General features: G+C 65.7%; 19 protein-coding genes and 1 pseudogene. 14 read left to right on the top strand and 6 right to left on the bottom strand.

Annotated elements, in window-relative coordinates:
- Nucleotides 1–124 precede the first annotated feature (124 nt).
- Nucleotides 125–220, top strand: a pseudogene (locus ACTWPP_RS44560) (IS5/IS1182 family transposase); the annotation flags it as partial.
- A 57-nt stretch (nt 221–277) separates the two neighbouring features.
- Here the strand turns inward: ACTWPP_RS44560 and ACTWPP_RS44555 are convergent.
- Together ACTWPP_RS44555 and ACTWPP_RS44550 are read right to left on the bottom strand one after the other, a co-directional pair.
- Nucleotides 278–1,228, bottom strand: a complete 951-nt coding sequence (locus ACTWPP_RS44555) for an SRPBCC family protein (RefSeq protein ID WP_443110543.1) — start codon at nt 1,226–1,228, stop codon at nt 278–280.
- Complete coding sequence (locus tag ACTWPP_RS44550; RefSeq protein ID WP_443110544.1) at nt 1,225–1,545, bottom strand: ArsR/SmtB family transcription factor; 321 nt, start codon at nt 1,543–1,545, stop codon at nt 1,225–1,227. The genes ACTWPP_RS44555 and ACTWPP_RS44550 overlap by 4 nt, the downstream gene beginning before the upstream one ends.
- A 152-nt stretch (nt 1,546–1,697) precedes the next feature.
- Here ACTWPP_RS44550 and ACTWPP_RS44545 point away from each other — a divergent pair, with 152 nt between their 5' ends.
- From ACTWPP_RS44545 to ACTWPP_RS44520, 6 genes are all read left to right on the top strand, one after another.
- On the top strand, nt 1,698–1,928 hold the full coding sequence (locus tag ACTWPP_RS44545; protein ID WP_443110542.1) for a hypothetical protein: 231 nt from the start codon (nt 1,698–1,700) through the stop codon (nt 1,926–1,928).
- A gap of 48 nt (nt 1,929–1,976) precedes the next feature.
- A complete protein-coding gene (locus ACTWPP_RS44540; RefSeq protein WP_443110541.1) occupies nt 1,977–2,456 on the top strand; it encodes a tyrosine-type recombinase/integrase in 480 nt (159 codons plus the stop codon).
- 313 nt (nt 2,457–2,769) lie between these two features.
- Nucleotides 2,770–4,224 carry a tyrosine-type recombinase/integrase gene (locus ACTWPP_RS44535; RefSeq protein ID WP_443110540.1) on the top strand — a complete coding sequence of 485 codons (1,455 nt, stop codon included), beginning with the start codon at nt 2,770–2,772 and terminating at the stop codon, nt 4,222–4,224.
- A 120-nt stretch (nt 4,225–4,344) separates the two neighbouring features.
- Complete coding sequence (locus ACTWPP_RS44530; protein ID WP_443110539.1) at nt 4,345–4,476, top strand: hypothetical protein; 132 nt, start codon at nt 4,345–4,347, stop codon at nt 4,474–4,476.
- 219 nt (nt 4,477–4,695) lie between these two features.
- Nucleotides 4,696–5,022 carry a hypothetical protein gene (locus ACTWPP_RS44525; protein ID WP_443110538.1) on the top strand — a complete coding sequence of 109 codons (327 nt, stop codon included), beginning with the start codon at nt 4,696–4,698 and terminating at the stop codon, nt 5,020–5,022.
- A 44-nt stretch (nt 5,023–5,066) separates the two neighbouring features.
- Entirely contained in the window at nt 5,067–5,495 is a 429-nt protein-coding gene (locus ACTWPP_RS44520; RefSeq protein WP_443110537.1) for a PIN domain-containing protein, read from the top strand.
- A 39-nt stretch (nt 5,496–5,534) separates the two neighbouring features.
- Here the strand turns inward: ACTWPP_RS44520 and ACTWPP_RS44515 are convergent, their stop codons facing one another.
- Complete coding sequence (locus ACTWPP_RS44515) at nt 5,535–5,801, bottom strand: hypothetical protein (RefSeq protein ID WP_443110536.1); 267 nt, start codon at nt 5,799–5,801, stop codon at nt 5,535–5,537.
- 83 nt (nt 5,802–5,884) lie between these two features.
- The gene (locus ACTWPP_RS44510) at nt 5,885–6,274 is read right to left on the bottom strand and encodes an ATP-binding protein (RefSeq protein ID WP_443110535.1); all 390 of its coding nucleotides are present in this window, start codon (nt 6,272–6,274) and stop codon (nt 5,885–5,887) included.
- Nucleotides 6,275–6,379: 105 nt separating this feature from the next.
- On the opposite strand from ACTWPP_RS44510, the gene ACTWPP_RS44505 reads away from it, so the two are divergent.
- Entirely contained in the window at nt 6,380–7,192 is an 813-nt protein-coding gene (locus ACTWPP_RS44505; RefSeq protein WP_443110534.1) for a helix-turn-helix domain-containing protein, read from the top strand.
- Nucleotides 7,189–7,380 carry a DUF397 domain-containing protein gene (locus tag ACTWPP_RS44500; RefSeq protein ID WP_443110533.1) on the top strand — a complete coding sequence of 64 codons (192 nt, stop codon included), beginning with the start codon at nt 7,189–7,191 and terminating at the stop codon, nt 7,378–7,380. The genes ACTWPP_RS44505 and ACTWPP_RS44500 overlap by 4 nt, the downstream gene beginning before the upstream one ends.
- A 209-nt stretch (nt 7,381–7,589) precedes the next feature.
- Here the strand turns inward: ACTWPP_RS44500 and ACTWPP_RS44495 are convergent, their stop codons facing one another.
- Together ACTWPP_RS44495 and ACTWPP_RS44490 are read right to left on the bottom strand one after the other, a co-directional pair.
- Nucleotides 7,590–8,405 carry a phosphotransferase family protein gene (locus ACTWPP_RS44495; RefSeq protein ID WP_443110532.1) on the bottom strand — a complete coding sequence of 272 codons (816 nt, stop codon included), beginning with the start codon at nt 8,403–8,405 and terminating at the stop codon, nt 7,590–7,592.
- 21 nt (nt 8,406–8,426) lie between these two features.
- A complete protein-coding gene (locus ACTWPP_RS44490; RefSeq protein WP_443110531.1) occupies nt 8,427–8,900 on the bottom strand; it encodes a hypothetical protein in 474 nt (157 codons plus the stop codon).
- Between the two features lie 418 nt (nt 8,901–9,318).
- On the opposite strand from ACTWPP_RS44490, the gene ACTWPP_RS44485 reads away from it, so the two are divergent.
- From ACTWPP_RS44485 to ACTWPP_RS44465, 5 genes are all read left to right on the top strand, one after another.
- Nucleotides 9,319–10,647 (top strand): transcriptional regulator, encoded by a 1,329-nt coding sequence (locus ACTWPP_RS44485; RefSeq protein ID WP_443110530.1) that lies wholly within the window; start codon nt 9,319–9,321, stop codon nt 10,645–10,647.
- Between the two features lie 42 nt (nt 10,648–10,689).
- Complete coding sequence (locus tag ACTWPP_RS44480; RefSeq protein WP_443110529.1) at nt 10,690–11,217, top strand: NUDIX hydrolase; 528 nt, start codon at nt 10,690–10,692, stop codon at nt 11,215–11,217.
- Nucleotides 11,218–11,552: 335 nt separating this feature from the next.
- Entirely contained in the window at nt 11,553–12,263 is a 711-nt protein-coding gene (locus ACTWPP_RS44475) for an SNF2-related protein (RefSeq protein ID WP_443110528.1), read from the top strand.
- Between the two features lie 235 nt (nt 12,264–12,498).
- Nucleotides 12,499–12,918 carry a plasmid mobilization protein gene (locus ACTWPP_RS44470; protein WP_443110527.1) on the top strand — a complete coding sequence of 140 codons (420 nt, stop codon included), beginning with the start codon at nt 12,499–12,501 and terminating at the stop codon, nt 12,916–12,918.
- The coding region (locus ACTWPP_RS44465) for a relaxase/mobilization nuclease domain-containing protein (protein WP_443110526.1) at nt 12,915–13,747 on the top strand (833 nt) is incomplete at its 3' end. The genes ACTWPP_RS44470 and ACTWPP_RS44465, both read left to right, overlap by 4 nt.

Genomic DNA, 13,747 nt, shown 5'->3' with positions numbered 1-13,747 from the left:
GGTCGCCTGCGTAGGAGGCGTCGCACGCAAGGCCTGACGGCGTCCTCTCCGGGGAGGTTCAGGCGATGACGCCGCCCTTGCCGAAGAAGATCACCGAGTGGGCGCGGTTCCAGTACTCCACCCCTTCGACCTCGCCGAGGCCATCATCACCGTCCGTAGCCTGACCCGCCGCGCATGGACCACCCACCGCTGGTATACCCGTCCCGAACGCCGCCGATGACCATGCGCCTACGCGCTATCCGCGCGAGCTGTTCAGCACTCCTTCACACAACATGAGCTAGGTCAGCTGAGTCGCGTAGTGCTTGGTCAGCTGGTCGGTGCGGTCCTTCGGCCACGGGCAGCGGATGTCGCCGTGGGTGGCCGCGAAGAACAACTCCAGCTGCACGTGCCATGCGGCGAGCGAGGTCGAAAGCAGGTGGGCCAGCTGCCGCGGCAGTGTCTGGGTCAGCTCGACGCGGACGCCCAGCTGGGGATCGGAGAAGATCTCCCAGCGCACGTTGCCGGCCGGCATCCCGTCGTGCAACCACTCGTACTCCAGCAGCCGTGGCGGGTCGACCGCGGTGACCTTGCCGGCCTGCACGTACCCATTGGTCGCGCGGGTGGGCGGTTCGTCGCCGATCGAGGGCGTGGTGTCCTCAATGAGCAGCCGCCACACCTCGCCGACCGGTTTCCATACCAGGTCGCGGGCGAAGTGCAGCTCATGGCCGTCGCCGGTGTCGCCGACCGTGCCCTCGCCGAGGCCGAACTTGTCGATGTAGTGCTCCATCGGCCCCAGCCAGTCGGTCCGTGCCGGCACGGGTGCGCCGTCGAGCCGGCCGGCCAGCTCGTCCAGGCACGTGTCCCAGCCAGCGGCCGTTCGGCCGGCGCCCAGCAGGCCCACCCGGCCGCCGCCGATGGTCTGCGTGAACACCAGCAGGCAGCCGTCGCCGTCCGGGATCAGCTCGAATCGCAGTACGTCGGCGTTCCAGCGGAACGTGAATACCCTCGGCGGGTCGACCTCGAGCACCTCGCCGTCCGACGCGCCGTCCACCGTCGGCTCCTCGGGGAAGATGAACCGCATCGGCGCGCCGGGGCGTAGCTCGGCCTCGACCCTGGCGGGAAACCAGTGCGCCATCTCCGCCGGGTCGCTCACTGCCCGCCAAACCTTCGCGGGCGGGTGGGCCAGCCGCCGCTCGAAGCGCAGCGTCGGCTCCCCGTTGAAGGTCTGCAGGGTCGCGTCCTTTGTCATGGGGTTCCCCCATTGTGGTCGTCCGGCATGGTGTCCAGGTGATTTTCGAGTGCGTCGAGGCTGGCGGTCCACATGCGCCGGTAGGGCGCGAGCCACGCGTCGATCTCGGCCAGCGGCGCCGGGTGCAGCCGATACCAACGGCGCTGCGCGTCCTGCCGGACCTCGACGAGCCCGGCGCCGCGCAGCACCTTCAGGTGCTTGGACACCGTCGGCTGGGTCAGCTCCAGCTGCTCCACCAGGTCGCCGACCAGTCGTTCACCGTCGCGCAGCAGATCGAGGATCTCCCTGCGGCGTGACTCGGCCAGCACTTCGAACATTGATGCCACAGCGGCAATATAGCCCACTCGGCATATAGCTGCCAAGTGGGACTCTGATCCGCCGTGCCTGGATCACCGACCGCTGGGACACCCGTCCCAAACGCCACCGGATGACCACGCACCTATCTGCGCGAGCTCTTAAGGCAGTGGTCGTGTACACATGGTTCTTCGAGACCTGCGACGAGACGGTCTTGGACGACAACACGGCGCTCAAGCAGCAGGAGTACGCGGGCTACCTCCTCAATCAGCTCTCCGACACGGACAAACAGCGAGTCATTGACGAGCTGGCAACCCTGGCAGCGAGTGAGACGGACCGGGCATACAGAGAGTTCGTGGAGACGTTCGCCTTCGCCATGGGCATGGTGGAGCCAGAGGACGGCTGAGGCGGCGTCGCGGCGAGCGGTCTAGACAGGTCTGGCGGACGCGTCGCGATGCGCGGCCCGGCGCGGCCGCCCCTTGATCTAGACGCGGGCGTCGTGCGCGTGGTCACTGCATTGGCCGAGTTGGACGGCGGGAAACTCCTGGAGGACACGCCCAAATCGCGGGCTGGTCGTCGCGTGGTGTCGATGCCTCCAGAGGTCATCCCGGACCTGCAAGCGCACCTGGACGAGTTCGCCGAGGACGGTCCGAACGGCCGGGTCTTCGTCGGCCCTCTCCGGCGCTCCGGCTTCCGGCTCATCTGGAACAAGGTCCGGGCTGACGTCGGCCTCCCTGACCTTCACTTCCATGACCTTCGACACGTCGGCAACACCCTCGCCGCCTCGACCGGTGCAAGCCTCAGAGAGCTGATGGCGCGCATGGGCCATGCCTCGACGCGGGCGGCGCTGATCTACCAGCACGCCAGTCAGGATCGGGACAAGGTGATCGCGGCGCCCCTCGGTGATGACGCCTTCAAGGTCGCTCGGCAGTGACAAGAGTGACATGGGCACGGCCGAGCCATCGGGCACGCAACGTGCACGGAAGCCTTAACGATCATGAGAAAAGGCAAGGCCCAGGTGGGGAAACACGGTCCCTGCCTGGGCCTTCTCAGTGGGAGCGGGCGACGGGAATCGAACCCGCGTAGCCAGTTTGGAAGCGGCGATCTTGGCTCCGCCGAAGATCGCCACTGACCCACTAAACTGCAGGTCAGAGGCTGTTTCGTATGCCATCCTGTCCTCGTCGATGTCGCTCGGATTTCCATGATCCAGTGACAAATGAGTGACAAATGATCTTGCTCGGGGGAGCATGGGTTTCACACGCAAGCGCAAGGGTCCAGAGGGGACCCGATACCAAGCGCTTTACGACGACGCTCGGGGCGTCCGCCAGACAGCCGGCACCTTCGGTACCCGCAAGGAGGCCGACCGGGCCTGGCAACGAGCAGAGTCACGCATCGCCGAGGGCAATGCAGGCGACCCCCGCCGTGCCCGGCAGACCTTCCGCACCTACGTAGAGGAACGCTGGTTCCCGAACCACCGCATCGAGGCATCGACCCGCCAGGACTACGCCTACGCGCTCGCCGCCCACGTCATGCCGTACTTCGGCGACATGAAGCTGCAGGACATCACCTCAGAGACCGTCCGCGAGTGGATCACGCACCTCAAGAAGAAGGGCGCCTCGGCCTACAGCATCAAGTACTGCAAGACCGCGATCCTCAACGCCATCTTCACGACCGCGGTCAACGACGGCGTCCTCATCTACCACCCCAGTCGCGGGGTGAAGACCGACCCCGTCCCCGAGAAGCCGCGCCAGATCATCACCGCCGAGCAGTTCGCCCGCATCTACGAGGCCCTCCCAGACGCAACCGCCCAACTCCTCGTCGAGACCGACATAGAAAGCGGCCTCCGCTGGGGCGAGCTGACCGAACTCCGCGTCAAGGACCTCGACTTCGCCACGGGCATCCTCACCGTCAGCCGCTCCGTCGTCGAACTCGTCCCCAGGTTCCACCCGGAGGGCCGCCGCTTCTTGGTGAAGGACTACCCCAAGGGCAAGCGCTGGCGCCGCTTCAAGCTCAGCCCCCAGATCGTCGCCAAGCTCAAAGCCCACGTGGAAGCCAACGAGCTCGCCCCAGACGACCTCTTCTTCAGCCGCCGCCGAGACGAGCAACCCAAACTCGAACTCCTCGACCCCGACATCCTCACCTTCGAAGCCCCGAACGGCCGGACCTACACTCACGGAACGACCACGGCCTACAGCCTCGGCAAGTGCAAGTGCCGCCACTGCCGGGCTGCCTACGCCGCCTACCGCGCCAAGCGCCGCGCCCAGGGCAAGGACAACCCCCGCAACCCCCGCGTCATCGACGACGACCCCCACATCTCCGCCAACTGGTTCCGCAAGCACTGCTGGCACCCCGCCCGAGCCGCCGCCAACCTCGGCTGGTCACCTCGCATCCACGACCTCCGCCACGCCCACGCCTCCTGGCTCCTAGCCGGCGGCGCCGACCTCCAGGTCGTCAAAGAACGCCTAGGGCACCGCAAGATCTCCACAACCGAGCGCTACCTACACACCCTCCCCACAGCCGACGAAACCGCCCTGGAAGCACTCGCCAAGATCCGCACGACCCAAGGGAGCCAGGACGCGCCCACAGACCTCGAAGCTCAACTCGCCGAGGCCCAAGCGAAGATCAGCCAACTCCAGGCCGTCCTCGCTGACCAGTTGGTCGCCCAGCACGCCGAGACAAGGCCGAATCTGCGCTCCGTGTAGCGCTGCCCCTCAGGGGGATCCCGGACACAGAGGAGCCGATCACCGATGGTGCCCACTTCCTCGGATGACCAAGAAGGACCGGGTGGTGAGAGCCTGCGGGACCATCTGGAGTCCCGCCGCATGGAGATGCGTCAGGCCATGCTCAACAAGCTCTGCAAACTCGACGGGTCGACAATCTCCAGCGTCTCCTTCCTGACCGACATCCCAGCCGAGGACGTCGAACGACTCGGAGGCATCAGCGAGGACACCTGATCAACGCAACCGACGCGGCCGACGCGATGACGGCAAGCGCCATCAGTCGGAAGCAGGCCCCCGCCTGGTCCGCCGCTTGATCAGGGTGATCCGTAGCCTGGCGCGCGGATCCCTGCACCATGGTCACGAGCATGCCGCCGTAGGGATCCAGGCGCCCGCATGCGAGATCTCATTCCCTCACCGAGGGCAGCTCACTCCTACCATTGGTATGATTGAGTTGTGGATGCCAAGCAGACTCCCGTCAAGCAGCCCCTTCGTGTCGCGAAGCGCGGCAAGGCCACGAAGGTTCGTAAGCCTGCGGTCGGTTCCGGTGCCACCGAGAAGTTGTCGGCGACCATCCGCCGGGGCCGCAAGGCTGAGATCCGCGAACAGGCCCGCAAGCTGGGCCTGTCCGATTCTGCCTACGTTGATGAGGCGATCGCGGCCAAGCTCCAACTCGACGCCCTCGCCGAGTTCGTTGACGAGTTGGAAGAGCGGTACGGACCGTTCAGTGAGGACGAGATCCAGGCCGCCCTCGCCGCTTGGCCGTCTGCGCAAGATCAGTGAGCGCCGTGCGAGGCCGTCGGGCTGCGAGGCTCGGCGGGGTTTTGGTGCTCGACAACAACGCCATCAACAAGGCCGCCACGGACCGCAACGTTGCGATCTTCTTCGCTGCTGCGCTGCGCAAGCAGGCACGCTTGATCACGTCCAGTGCCGTGCTGACGGAGATCCTGCGCGGCTCCGACCGGGACACGAAACTGAACCATGTGCTGTCCAGCACCAGGACCGTCGTTGAGCCTGTCACCGAGGACCTTGCGCGCTCCGCCGGGAAGTTGATTGGGGACGCCGGGTTCGACTCGACGGAGGTTGTTGATGCCTTGGTCGCCGCGACGGTTCACATGTACGCCGACCGTGCGGAGGCGGCGGGGCAACAGCCTGATGTCCTGATCTTGACCGCCGACGCCACCCATCTGCCGGGGTTGGCCGGTGACCGAAAGGGAGTAAGGGTGCAGAACGTGAAGGACATTCCCTCGTCCTGAAGCCCGCTTGTCACGGCCCCTTGGACGTCCCTCGGCGGCTTACCAGGTGCCTGGGAACATGCGGTGCTTGAGCAGGCCTTCGACTTGTTCAGCGGCGGCTTCGGCGTCCCCGCAGGGAGCCAGGTAACCGCGCCGGCCGCGCTCCGCGTCGTGGTATCCCCATGCCCTCCCCGAAACCGCCATCGCGACCACCCCGAGCCCGACGTGGTTGTAGGGGCCGCCGGCGTAGATCCACAACAGGGGAAGCGGAAACCCCTGCGCGCGGTAGAGCCGGACGAGGCGCCACCCCCGAGGCTCCAGAGCCACGGCCAACACGCTCAGGAACCTTTCCGCCGTAGCGCCGCCCCGGTGCGTCCGCCACCGCAGGACGCACTGCTCAACCTGGGCGCTCACAGGGCGCACTTGGCCCATACGATCTTTCCGCCTTCCGTGATCGGTCGGATTCCCCAGTCGTGCACGAGCTGCGACATCAGCAGCAGGCCCCGCCCCGAGGTCGCCTCCGAGTCCTCCGGGCCGACCACCGGCAGCCCCTCTCCCTGGTCCCACACCTCGATCACCGCCAAGTCCGCGCGGACGTCGCGGAAGACGCGCAGGATGATCGGGCCCTCTCCGTGCCGCCACGAGTTGGTCACCAGCTCGCACACCACCAGGCGCGCCATGAAGTCGTCCGTGGAACCCCACTCCCGGAACTGCGCCGCGACGAAGTCTCTCGCCAACGCCGGCGCGCGGTCACCGGGGTCGAGGAAGATTGTCGGGATTTCGGAGGTAAATGCAGACATCTCTACGACCTTTGGACTGTTTGTTTTGCCATTGGAGGTCAAGAGTGCCTTCATAGAACTAAGCTCGCTACGTTCCGGAAGCAACCGCAACGAAAGAGATCATGAATGTCCCTGCGCGATGCACTCAACCCGGATCGCTCGCTGTGGCACTTCATCGCTGTGCACCTGCGCCGATACCGGGAGGCCCACAGCCTCACCGGCCAGGCTCTTGCGGACATTCTGGACTGTGATCGTTCTACTGTTTCCAGATATGAGTCCGGACTGCTCAAGCTCACTCGTAAGCACGCAAAGATCATTGACCGAACGTGGCAGACACAGGGCATGTTTACGTCCCTGGTCACACTCGCAGGAGCAGGCGACGAAGGAGACTGGTTCACCGGGCTCACGGAGTACGAGGGACGCGCGAGTCGCATTCGCATGTGGGAGACGCTGTACGTTCCCGGCCTGTTTCAGACGCCGGAATATGCACTCGCCACGTTCACCGGCAACGCGGTAGCGGACCCGCAGGACGCTCTGAACCGGCGGCTCAGCCGTCAGGCCGCCGTGTTCGACAAGCCCAACCCCCCGCATCTAACGGCGATTCTGAACTGGACCGTCCTAGCACAGCCCATCGGCGCGCCGGAACTCATGCGCGAACAACTCGCCCGCCTCGTCGAGTTGAGCGACCATCCGTCCGTGAGCATACGGATCGTGGAACGACAGGACAGGGCACACCCAGGGTTGGACGGACCATTCAAGATCGTCAGCGCAGACGGTCGCGACCTGGCTTACACCGAAGCAGTGACGAGGGGGCGTTTCCTGACAGACCCTCATGATGTGGAAGAGGTGGCCATAAGATATGACCGTATTAGCGACATAGCCGCCCCGGTCGGCCCGTCCCGGGCGCTGCTGGCGGCCGAATTGGAGAACCATCGATGACGAATTGGCGCAAATCGAGCCACAGCGGCGGCAGTGCAACCTCCGATTGTGTCGAACTGGCGCGCTCCCCCCAGGCAGTCGGCGTGCGTGACAGCAAGGACCCGAGCGGCCCCCGCATCACCCTTCCGGTCGAGCGCTTCCGCAGTCTGGCCGCCGACATCAAGCGCGGAGCACACGACCTGCCCTGACAAGCCCATCATGCGTATCACGAGAGCCCTTGCACCGAGCGCTACAGCCGGGGCTCTCTAAGTATCCTCTCTAGTCTTGGTTGGTCGACGGATAGCGGCGCCACCTCAACTGCGAGCTCCGAACGCCACGACGGAGACGGGCTGTAATGCCCAGTCCAGTGTCGCTGGTCGCGACAGGCCCCTACTGCGACCGCGCTGCGAGCTCTCCGTCAGTTTGGAGTTGCGCCGCGCCGGTGCGACACCCACCGTCGTGCGGCGGCCGCGTGTTCGAGCGCCCATGTCTCGCTGTTCGCGACGAGGTTGGTCTGCCATTTGGCGGCGAAGACGTGGGCGAACAGGTCGATGGTCGACGGATCGGCAGACGTCCAGGCGGGGAACTGGGAGGTCCAGCGCTCGGCTTCGACCGGGGTGTGTCCGGCCTTCAACAGCCAGGGGATGAGTAGCGCCATCTCGAGGAATGCGGTCCCGCGGCCAGCGAACGTCCAGTCCACCACGTAGGCGTTGCCGTCATCGCCGAGAAGGATGTTGGCGGGGTTGAGGTCGGCGTGTAGCAGTGTGTTGCCAGCGAGTGCGGACATATCGCCCATCGTTTCCCAGCGGCGTTCGACTCGCTTACGCTCCAGCACGTCGGGAAGCGGGTGCGCCTGCAAGCTATGGATGATCTTTGTGAGGGCGTCTAGGTCCGGTGAGCCGGGGGTGTAGTCGGCGTGCCGGGCTTGGACGTGCTCGAAGGCCAGGATGAGCCACCCGCCCGCCTCCACGGTCCAGTGGAGGCGAGGGGCGTACTCGGTGACGTGGGGATTGATCGCGGCTTCCCAGCGCAGCGACCGGACTTCCGGGCCATCGGTGTCCGGTGCGGTCTTGCGGGCGGCCTTGACGAACAGTCGGCCGTCCATGGTGTGGACGGTCGCGGTGATGTCGGCGTGGTTGCCTGCGGGCGCTGGCTCGACCCGGTAGATGGGGCCGGTGTGCGCCTTAACCGCATCGAGCACCTCGGGCGGAAGATCGGACCAGTCGCTACGCATGGATCGACCCCCGTGGTGGTGTCAGACGTTCATTGGCGGCTGTGCGCAGTTCTCCGGGCAGCAGGACTCGCCGTCCATCCACCATTCCAGATCGACGTGGTACCCGGTGGCGCGCATCGCCGTCAGGCCGCGTTCGGACGCCTTCCCGGAACGGATGTCCTCGTCCATGATCGGCAGGTGGTGCATGAACCGGCCCGCGACCATGTCGCACACCTGGGCGAAGGTGCGGGTGCGCATCATGGAGCGGTGCCAGATCTTGTCGACTGCGGGCGAGGGCGCGAACTTCACCCAGGCACGGGGGTCGCCGCCGGCCTCCGCCATCGTGTCGCCCCACGCCTTCATGAAGACGAGAAACTGTTCGACGCCGCGCTCGGCGTAGGGGCGAGTGACCTTGTCGAAGGTCACCACGTCGTCCACCATCTGCTCGAACATCTCGGGTGTGACAAGGTCGCGCGGATCTTTGGTTGTGACGGCCAGGTCGGGAGCGAGGGTCATGTGCACCTCCGGCGCGCATCGTGGTTGGTTCTCTCGGTTCCAGGCGCGCGCCTTCTGACCTGGTCCGAGGGTTTATTAAGGAGCAGCGAACGCAGGGAGGCCGCCCCGCCATGGGCTGTCCCCCGGCTTACGGTGGGGCTCCTGTAAGGCAGTGCTCTCTGTTCGGCGAGCTGATGAGCTGCGGTCTCGAGAGCTGCTCCGAGGCGCTCGCTGGCTGGGGTGACGTAGAACCGGTCATGTGCCCTCCCTGCTTGCTAAGAACCTCAGCCAAGCCGGGCCGCACGAGTGTGGGGAGATGCGAACGGGCGCACTCTATTGTGACGGCTTCACACGGGGTGTGAAAGAAGTGCTGGAGAAGGCTGCTCAGGCCGCTGAACCGCTCCTACACTGCGGTTAGCCATCAGCGAGGAGAACCGTCGTGGGCGAAGCTAATCTGCTGCTCGACGCCTTGCTGGACGAAGCCGGCATGTCGTACGCAGGCTTGGCCAGCCGGTTGAATCGCGGTCGGAACACCCGCTATGACCATGCATCGGTTCGGCGGTGGATCCGGGACAGCGCGATTCCTCGGGGCGAGGGGCCTCTGCTGATCTGCCGTGTTCTCGGCACTGCACTCGGTCGTCCCATCACACTTGCTGACATCGGCATGGACCGGGTCCGCCCTGGTGACCTGTCCGACGCCCCCTTGCACACGGCGATCGAGCAGGTCGCCGCGCTCTGGCGGGGAGACCACAAGCGGACCGAGACCGTAGAGCGGACCCGCATGCTGGCGGGTAACGCTGCGGTCGCGCCGGTCTTCGCCTGGGAGAATCCGCCCGACGACATCGACGTATCCCATCGTGGACCGCTCGCGGTAGGTGCTGGCGATATCGCGCGGGTGCGCGCCGCTCGGGACCGATACGAGCAGATGTACCGACGCGTCGGTGGCGTACCCGTGCGCCCCCGAATCGTCGCTTACCTCAACACTCATGTCGGCCCGCTCGTTCGTGGTGGGTATGACGACCGCACCGGACGCGAACTTCTCCGGGCCACCGGCGGCCTGGTCGCCTTGGCGGGGATCTCCGCCTACGACGCAGACCAGCAGGCGCCGGCGCAGCGGTATCTGCTGTACGCCCTGCGGATGGCGAAAGCGTCTGGGCACCCGGGCTTCGGCGGCTACTGCCTCGCGTTGCTCGCCAACCAGGCGATGTACCGAGGGGAGTTCCGGCGCGTCCTGCAGTACGCGCAGACGGCCCTGCGTGGCGCCCGCGGGCACCTCTCGCCCGCTCTGGCAGTGGACCTGTATACCTTGCAGGCCAAGGCGTACGCTCGCATCGGCGATGCGCGCAGCAGCCACCAGCACATGACGGCGGCCGAGCGCATCGAGGTCCGGGCGGAGAACGAACCACCCGAGACGGGTTACGTGCAGCCAGGCCTGCTGGAGACGCAGCAGGCGGACGTGCTACGGCGGCTCGGCGATCTGACCGCCGCCCAGGCTTATGCTGAGGAAGCGGTACGCACCTCTACAAGGACGCATCTACGTGGTCGAGCGCACCGGCTGGCGACGCTTGCGCAGGTGCTGGGGGAGCGTGGCGACGCGGAGGCGGCTGTGGCGAAGGGGCACCAGATGCTGGACTGCGCCGAGGGTATGGAGTCAGGTCGCATCCAGGACCGGTTTGCAGGCCTGTCCCGTGCGCTTACCGCGTTCGACTCCCAGGACGTACGAGACTTCCGGGAACGCGCCGCGCTTCTGGCGCAGCACGACCAGTAGCGTGACGAGCAGAGCCGCGCGACCGATCAAGGGAGTTCGTCTGTGCGCTGGACCGTCCACTCCGAGAAGCCGCTCTACACCGATCCATGGCTCGACATCCGCATCGCTGATGTCGAGATCACCGGCGGCCGTCATCTGGGGCACCGCATCATCCGGTCCAGAACCGGTGGCGCCGGCGCGGTCGTGGTGGACGAGCAGGGCCGGGCACTCTTGGAGTGGAGACACCGGTTCATCACCGATGCCTGGGGCTGGGAGATCCCCATCGGGGGTATCCGCGACGGGGAGGAGCCAGCCGCCGCAGCCGCACGCGAGGTTGAAGAAGAGACCGGATGGCGGCCGGGGCCCATGCGTCCTCTCACGGTAATTCATCCAACGCCTGGGATTTCTGACTCTCAACACCACATCTTTTGGGCAGACGGCGCCGCTCATATTGGACCGCCTATCGATGACTGGGAGGCTGACCGGATCGAATGGGTGCCTCTGTCTGACATCCGCGGCCTGATCCAGGCCGGGAAGATCCTCAGTGGGACGAGCATGGCCGCCCTTCTTCTTGCAGCCTGCGGGGGCTGATGGCCCTCTCTGCATCAGATCGACTGATCGAATTCGACATCGATGCTGATCCCGGATGCCTCACCTTGCCTGATAGGAGGCCAGCCCGCTCAGTTCGATCTCAGCGGCGGACACACATGGTCCCGGCGCTAGCCGTCCCCTCCTGCGGCGAAGAGGACGATCATGGGCTCCGTGGCGCGGCCTTGCGGACGTACGTCACGGGTGATCCCGCTAAGGACGAGGACACCTTTGCTGCTTCTGACACGGGGCCCTCGGACCAGGAGTAAACTTCAAAAAATTTGCCCCGGCGGGGGCCTGCCGAGAAGTTTCTGGTTGTGACTGGGGTCGAAGCCGCCATGCTCACTGACGAGCGTCTGAAGAACAGTGGGTCGGTTGAGCCGACCCTTCCTGAGCCCGGTCAGGTCGTCGAGGTGCGGGGCTCGACCTGGGCCGTCGCGAGCGTCCAGCCCCAAGGGTTGCCTCGGAGCCCAGCCGATGAGGCGACCGCGCAGCTCTCTCATGTGGTCGACCTCCAATCGCTGGACGAGGACCGACTCGGTGAGCAGCTCTCCGTGGTCTGGGAGCTCGAAGTCGGGCACACCATCACCCCGGCACAAGGGCTTCCGGACGTAATCTATGCCGATGCCTTCGACGACCCGGCGATCCTCGCAGGTTTCATCGACGCGATGCGCTGGGGTGCCGTCACGAGCGCTGATCCCAACCGCTATCAGGCTCCGTTCTGGTCCGGCGTCAATGTGGAGGCATATCAACTCGAACCGCTGCGCCGCGCACTCGGGGCACCCCGCGCCAACCTCCTTCTCGCGGACGACGTGGGTCTCGGCAAGACGATCGAAGCGGGATTGGTGATCCAAGAACTGTTCCTGCGTCACCGTGCCCGCACGGCGGTCATCGTCTGTCCGCCGAGCCTCGCTCTGAAGTGGCAGGACGAGATGCGCGAGAAGTTCGGCGGCATCGGTCAGCACAGCCGTGACCGCGATGTTCTGGCGTGCTGGAGGAAACCCGACACAGGCGACGATTGCGGCGGTTCTCGTTTTTGTTTGCTGTAGCGGGTATTGAAGGGCTTGTCCGCAAGGTAAATTTCTTGATAGTGCTCGGTACTGCACATCACCTGCGGATCGCGCGCGAGATTAACGCACCAGATCGATTGGCCGCCCATACGGTCCAGAACGGGATGCAAGATAGCTGGTAGAGCGCTACCTGTTGTGGATAACTTCCGCCCGGAAGATCACACTGGCCGGGTGGGGACCGAGCGCGGTCCTTAAAAGCCGGGAGCGGAGGTACATGGCGACAGTTGGGCGAGGCGGCGACGGGCCGGGGCCGTTGGAGCGTCGAGCGAAGCTCGGCGGAGTGCGGCGGCGAGAGCGGGAACTGAGAATCCGCGTCAGCGACGTGGAGTACGAAGATATCCATCAGGCGGCAGCGCAAGCTGGGCTTTCCTGTAGCGCTTTCGTCATCAAGACGGTGCGCACCGCGATCCATGAACAGCGGCCCCTGGACGGGGCGCTTGTGGCGATGCATGCCGAACTGCGGAATGCCAGTCGTCAGGTCAACGCGGTCGGGGTCAATCTCAACCAGCTCGTGCGCCATGCCAACGCCTACAACGAGGTCCCGGAATCGGTGTCGTGGTTGGCGGAGTACTGCTTTCAGGTGGTGCGGCGAGCGGAGGCCGTCATCGTGGAACTCGGTAGACGTCTGCCGTGATCGCGAAAGTCACTCGCGGAGCCGATGTCGGCAACTTGCTGCGCTACCTGTACGGGCCGGGTAAGCGGAACGAGCACGTCGATCCGCATATTGTTGCCGGGTACCGGCACCCGGCCGCACTGGAACCAGTAAGACGCGCGGATGGGAAGCGCGATCTCCGTCCGCTGGCCGAGGTGCTGCGCTCGCCGCTGGAGACGATGAGGCGAAGCCGGCCAAAGGAGCCGGTCTGGCAATGCTCGCTCCGGACGGCCCCTACGGACCGTGCCTTGACGGATGAGGAATGGACCGACGTCGCCGAGGAGTTGATGCACCAGACCGGTATCGCACCACGCGGCGATGCAGAAGCGTGCCGGTGGATCGCCGTGCGTCACGCGGACGATCACATCCATGTCGTGGCCACGCTTGCACGTGAGGACGGTCGTAGACCGAACGTCACCCGGGACTACCTCAAGGCGCGGACGGCGTGTCAGATCGTCGAGCGGCGGTACGGCTTGTTTCGCACTGCGCCCGCAGACCGAACGGCGGCACCGCGTCCCTCGCGGGCTGAACTGGAACGAGCAGAGCGCGCCGGCCTGGAGGAACCGCCTCGCGTCAGTTTGCGCCGCCAGGTGGCGACAGCGGCTGCGGTCGCCGAGAGCGAAGACGCGTTCTTCGTGGGTCTGCGTGAGCGCGGTCTCCTGGTCCGGTTGAGATTCAGTGTCCTGAGGGGCCCCGCGCTTTCCGGACAGCTGACTGATGGTGATCTGCGGGCAGATCTACGCTGCTTGCTGCCGGTCCAGGTACTCGGTGTGGACCTCAAGAGGGGTCCGGTACCCGTTCGCAGAATGAA

Origin of the sequence: Actinomadura sp. 3N407, from assembly GCF_052245875.1 — a bacterium.
Classification (GTDB): domain Bacteria; phylum Actinomycetota; class Actinomycetes; order Streptosporangiales; family Streptosporangiaceae; genus Spirillospora.
This window is presented reverse-complemented; position numbering and strand designations above follow the sequence as displayed.

Excerpts from the sequence above, each read along its gene's own strand:
- ACTWPP_RS44495 (WP_443110532.1), bottom strand. The coding sequence starts at position 8,405 with ATGCGTAGCGACTGGTCCGATCTTCCGCCCGAGGTGCTCGATGCGGTT.
- ACTWPP_RS44475 (WP_443110528.1), top strand. The coding sequence starts at position 11,553 with ATGCTCACTGACGAGCGTCTGAAGAACAGTGGGTCGGTTGAGCCGACC.
- ACTWPP_RS44535 (WP_443110540.1), top strand. The coding sequence starts at position 2,770 with ATGGGTTTCACACGCAAGCGCAAGGGTCCAGAGGGGACCCGATACCAA.
- ACTWPP_RS44530 (WP_443110539.1), top strand. The coding sequence starts at position 4,345 with ATGGAGATGCGTCAGGCCATGCTCAACAAGCTCTGCAAACTCGACGGG.
- ACTWPP_RS44540 (WP_443110541.1), top strand. The coding sequence starts at position 1,977 with ATGCGCGGCCCGGCGCGGCCGCCCCTTGATCTAGACGCGGGCGTCGTG.
- ACTWPP_RS44500 (WP_443110533.1), top strand. The coding sequence starts at position 7,189 with ATGACGAATTGGCGCAAATCGAGCCACAGCGGCGGCAGTGCAACCTCC.
- ACTWPP_RS44555 (WP_443110543.1), bottom strand. The coding sequence starts at position 1,228 with ATGACAAAGGACGCGACCCTGCAGACCTTCAACGGGGAGCCGACGCTG.
- ACTWPP_RS44505 (WP_443110534.1), top strand. The coding sequence starts at position 6,380 with ATGTCCCTGCGCGATGCACTCAACCCGGATCGCTCGCTGTGGCACTTC.
- ACTWPP_RS44490 (WP_443110531.1), bottom strand. The coding sequence starts at position 8,900 with ATGACCCTCGCTCCCGACCTGGCCGTCACAACCAAAGATCCGCGCGAC.
- ACTWPP_RS44550 (WP_443110544.1), bottom strand. The coding sequence starts at position 1,545 with ATGTTCGAAGTGCTGGCCGAGTCACGCCGCAGGGAGATCCTCGATCTG.
- ACTWPP_RS44470 (WP_443110527.1), top strand. The coding sequence starts at position 12,499 with ATGGCGACAGTTGGGCGAGGCGGCGACGGGCCGGGGCCGTTGGAGCGT.
- ACTWPP_RS44510 (WP_443110535.1), bottom strand. The coding sequence starts at position 6,274 with ATGTCTGCATTTACCTCCGAAATCCCGACAATCTTCCTCGACCCCGGT.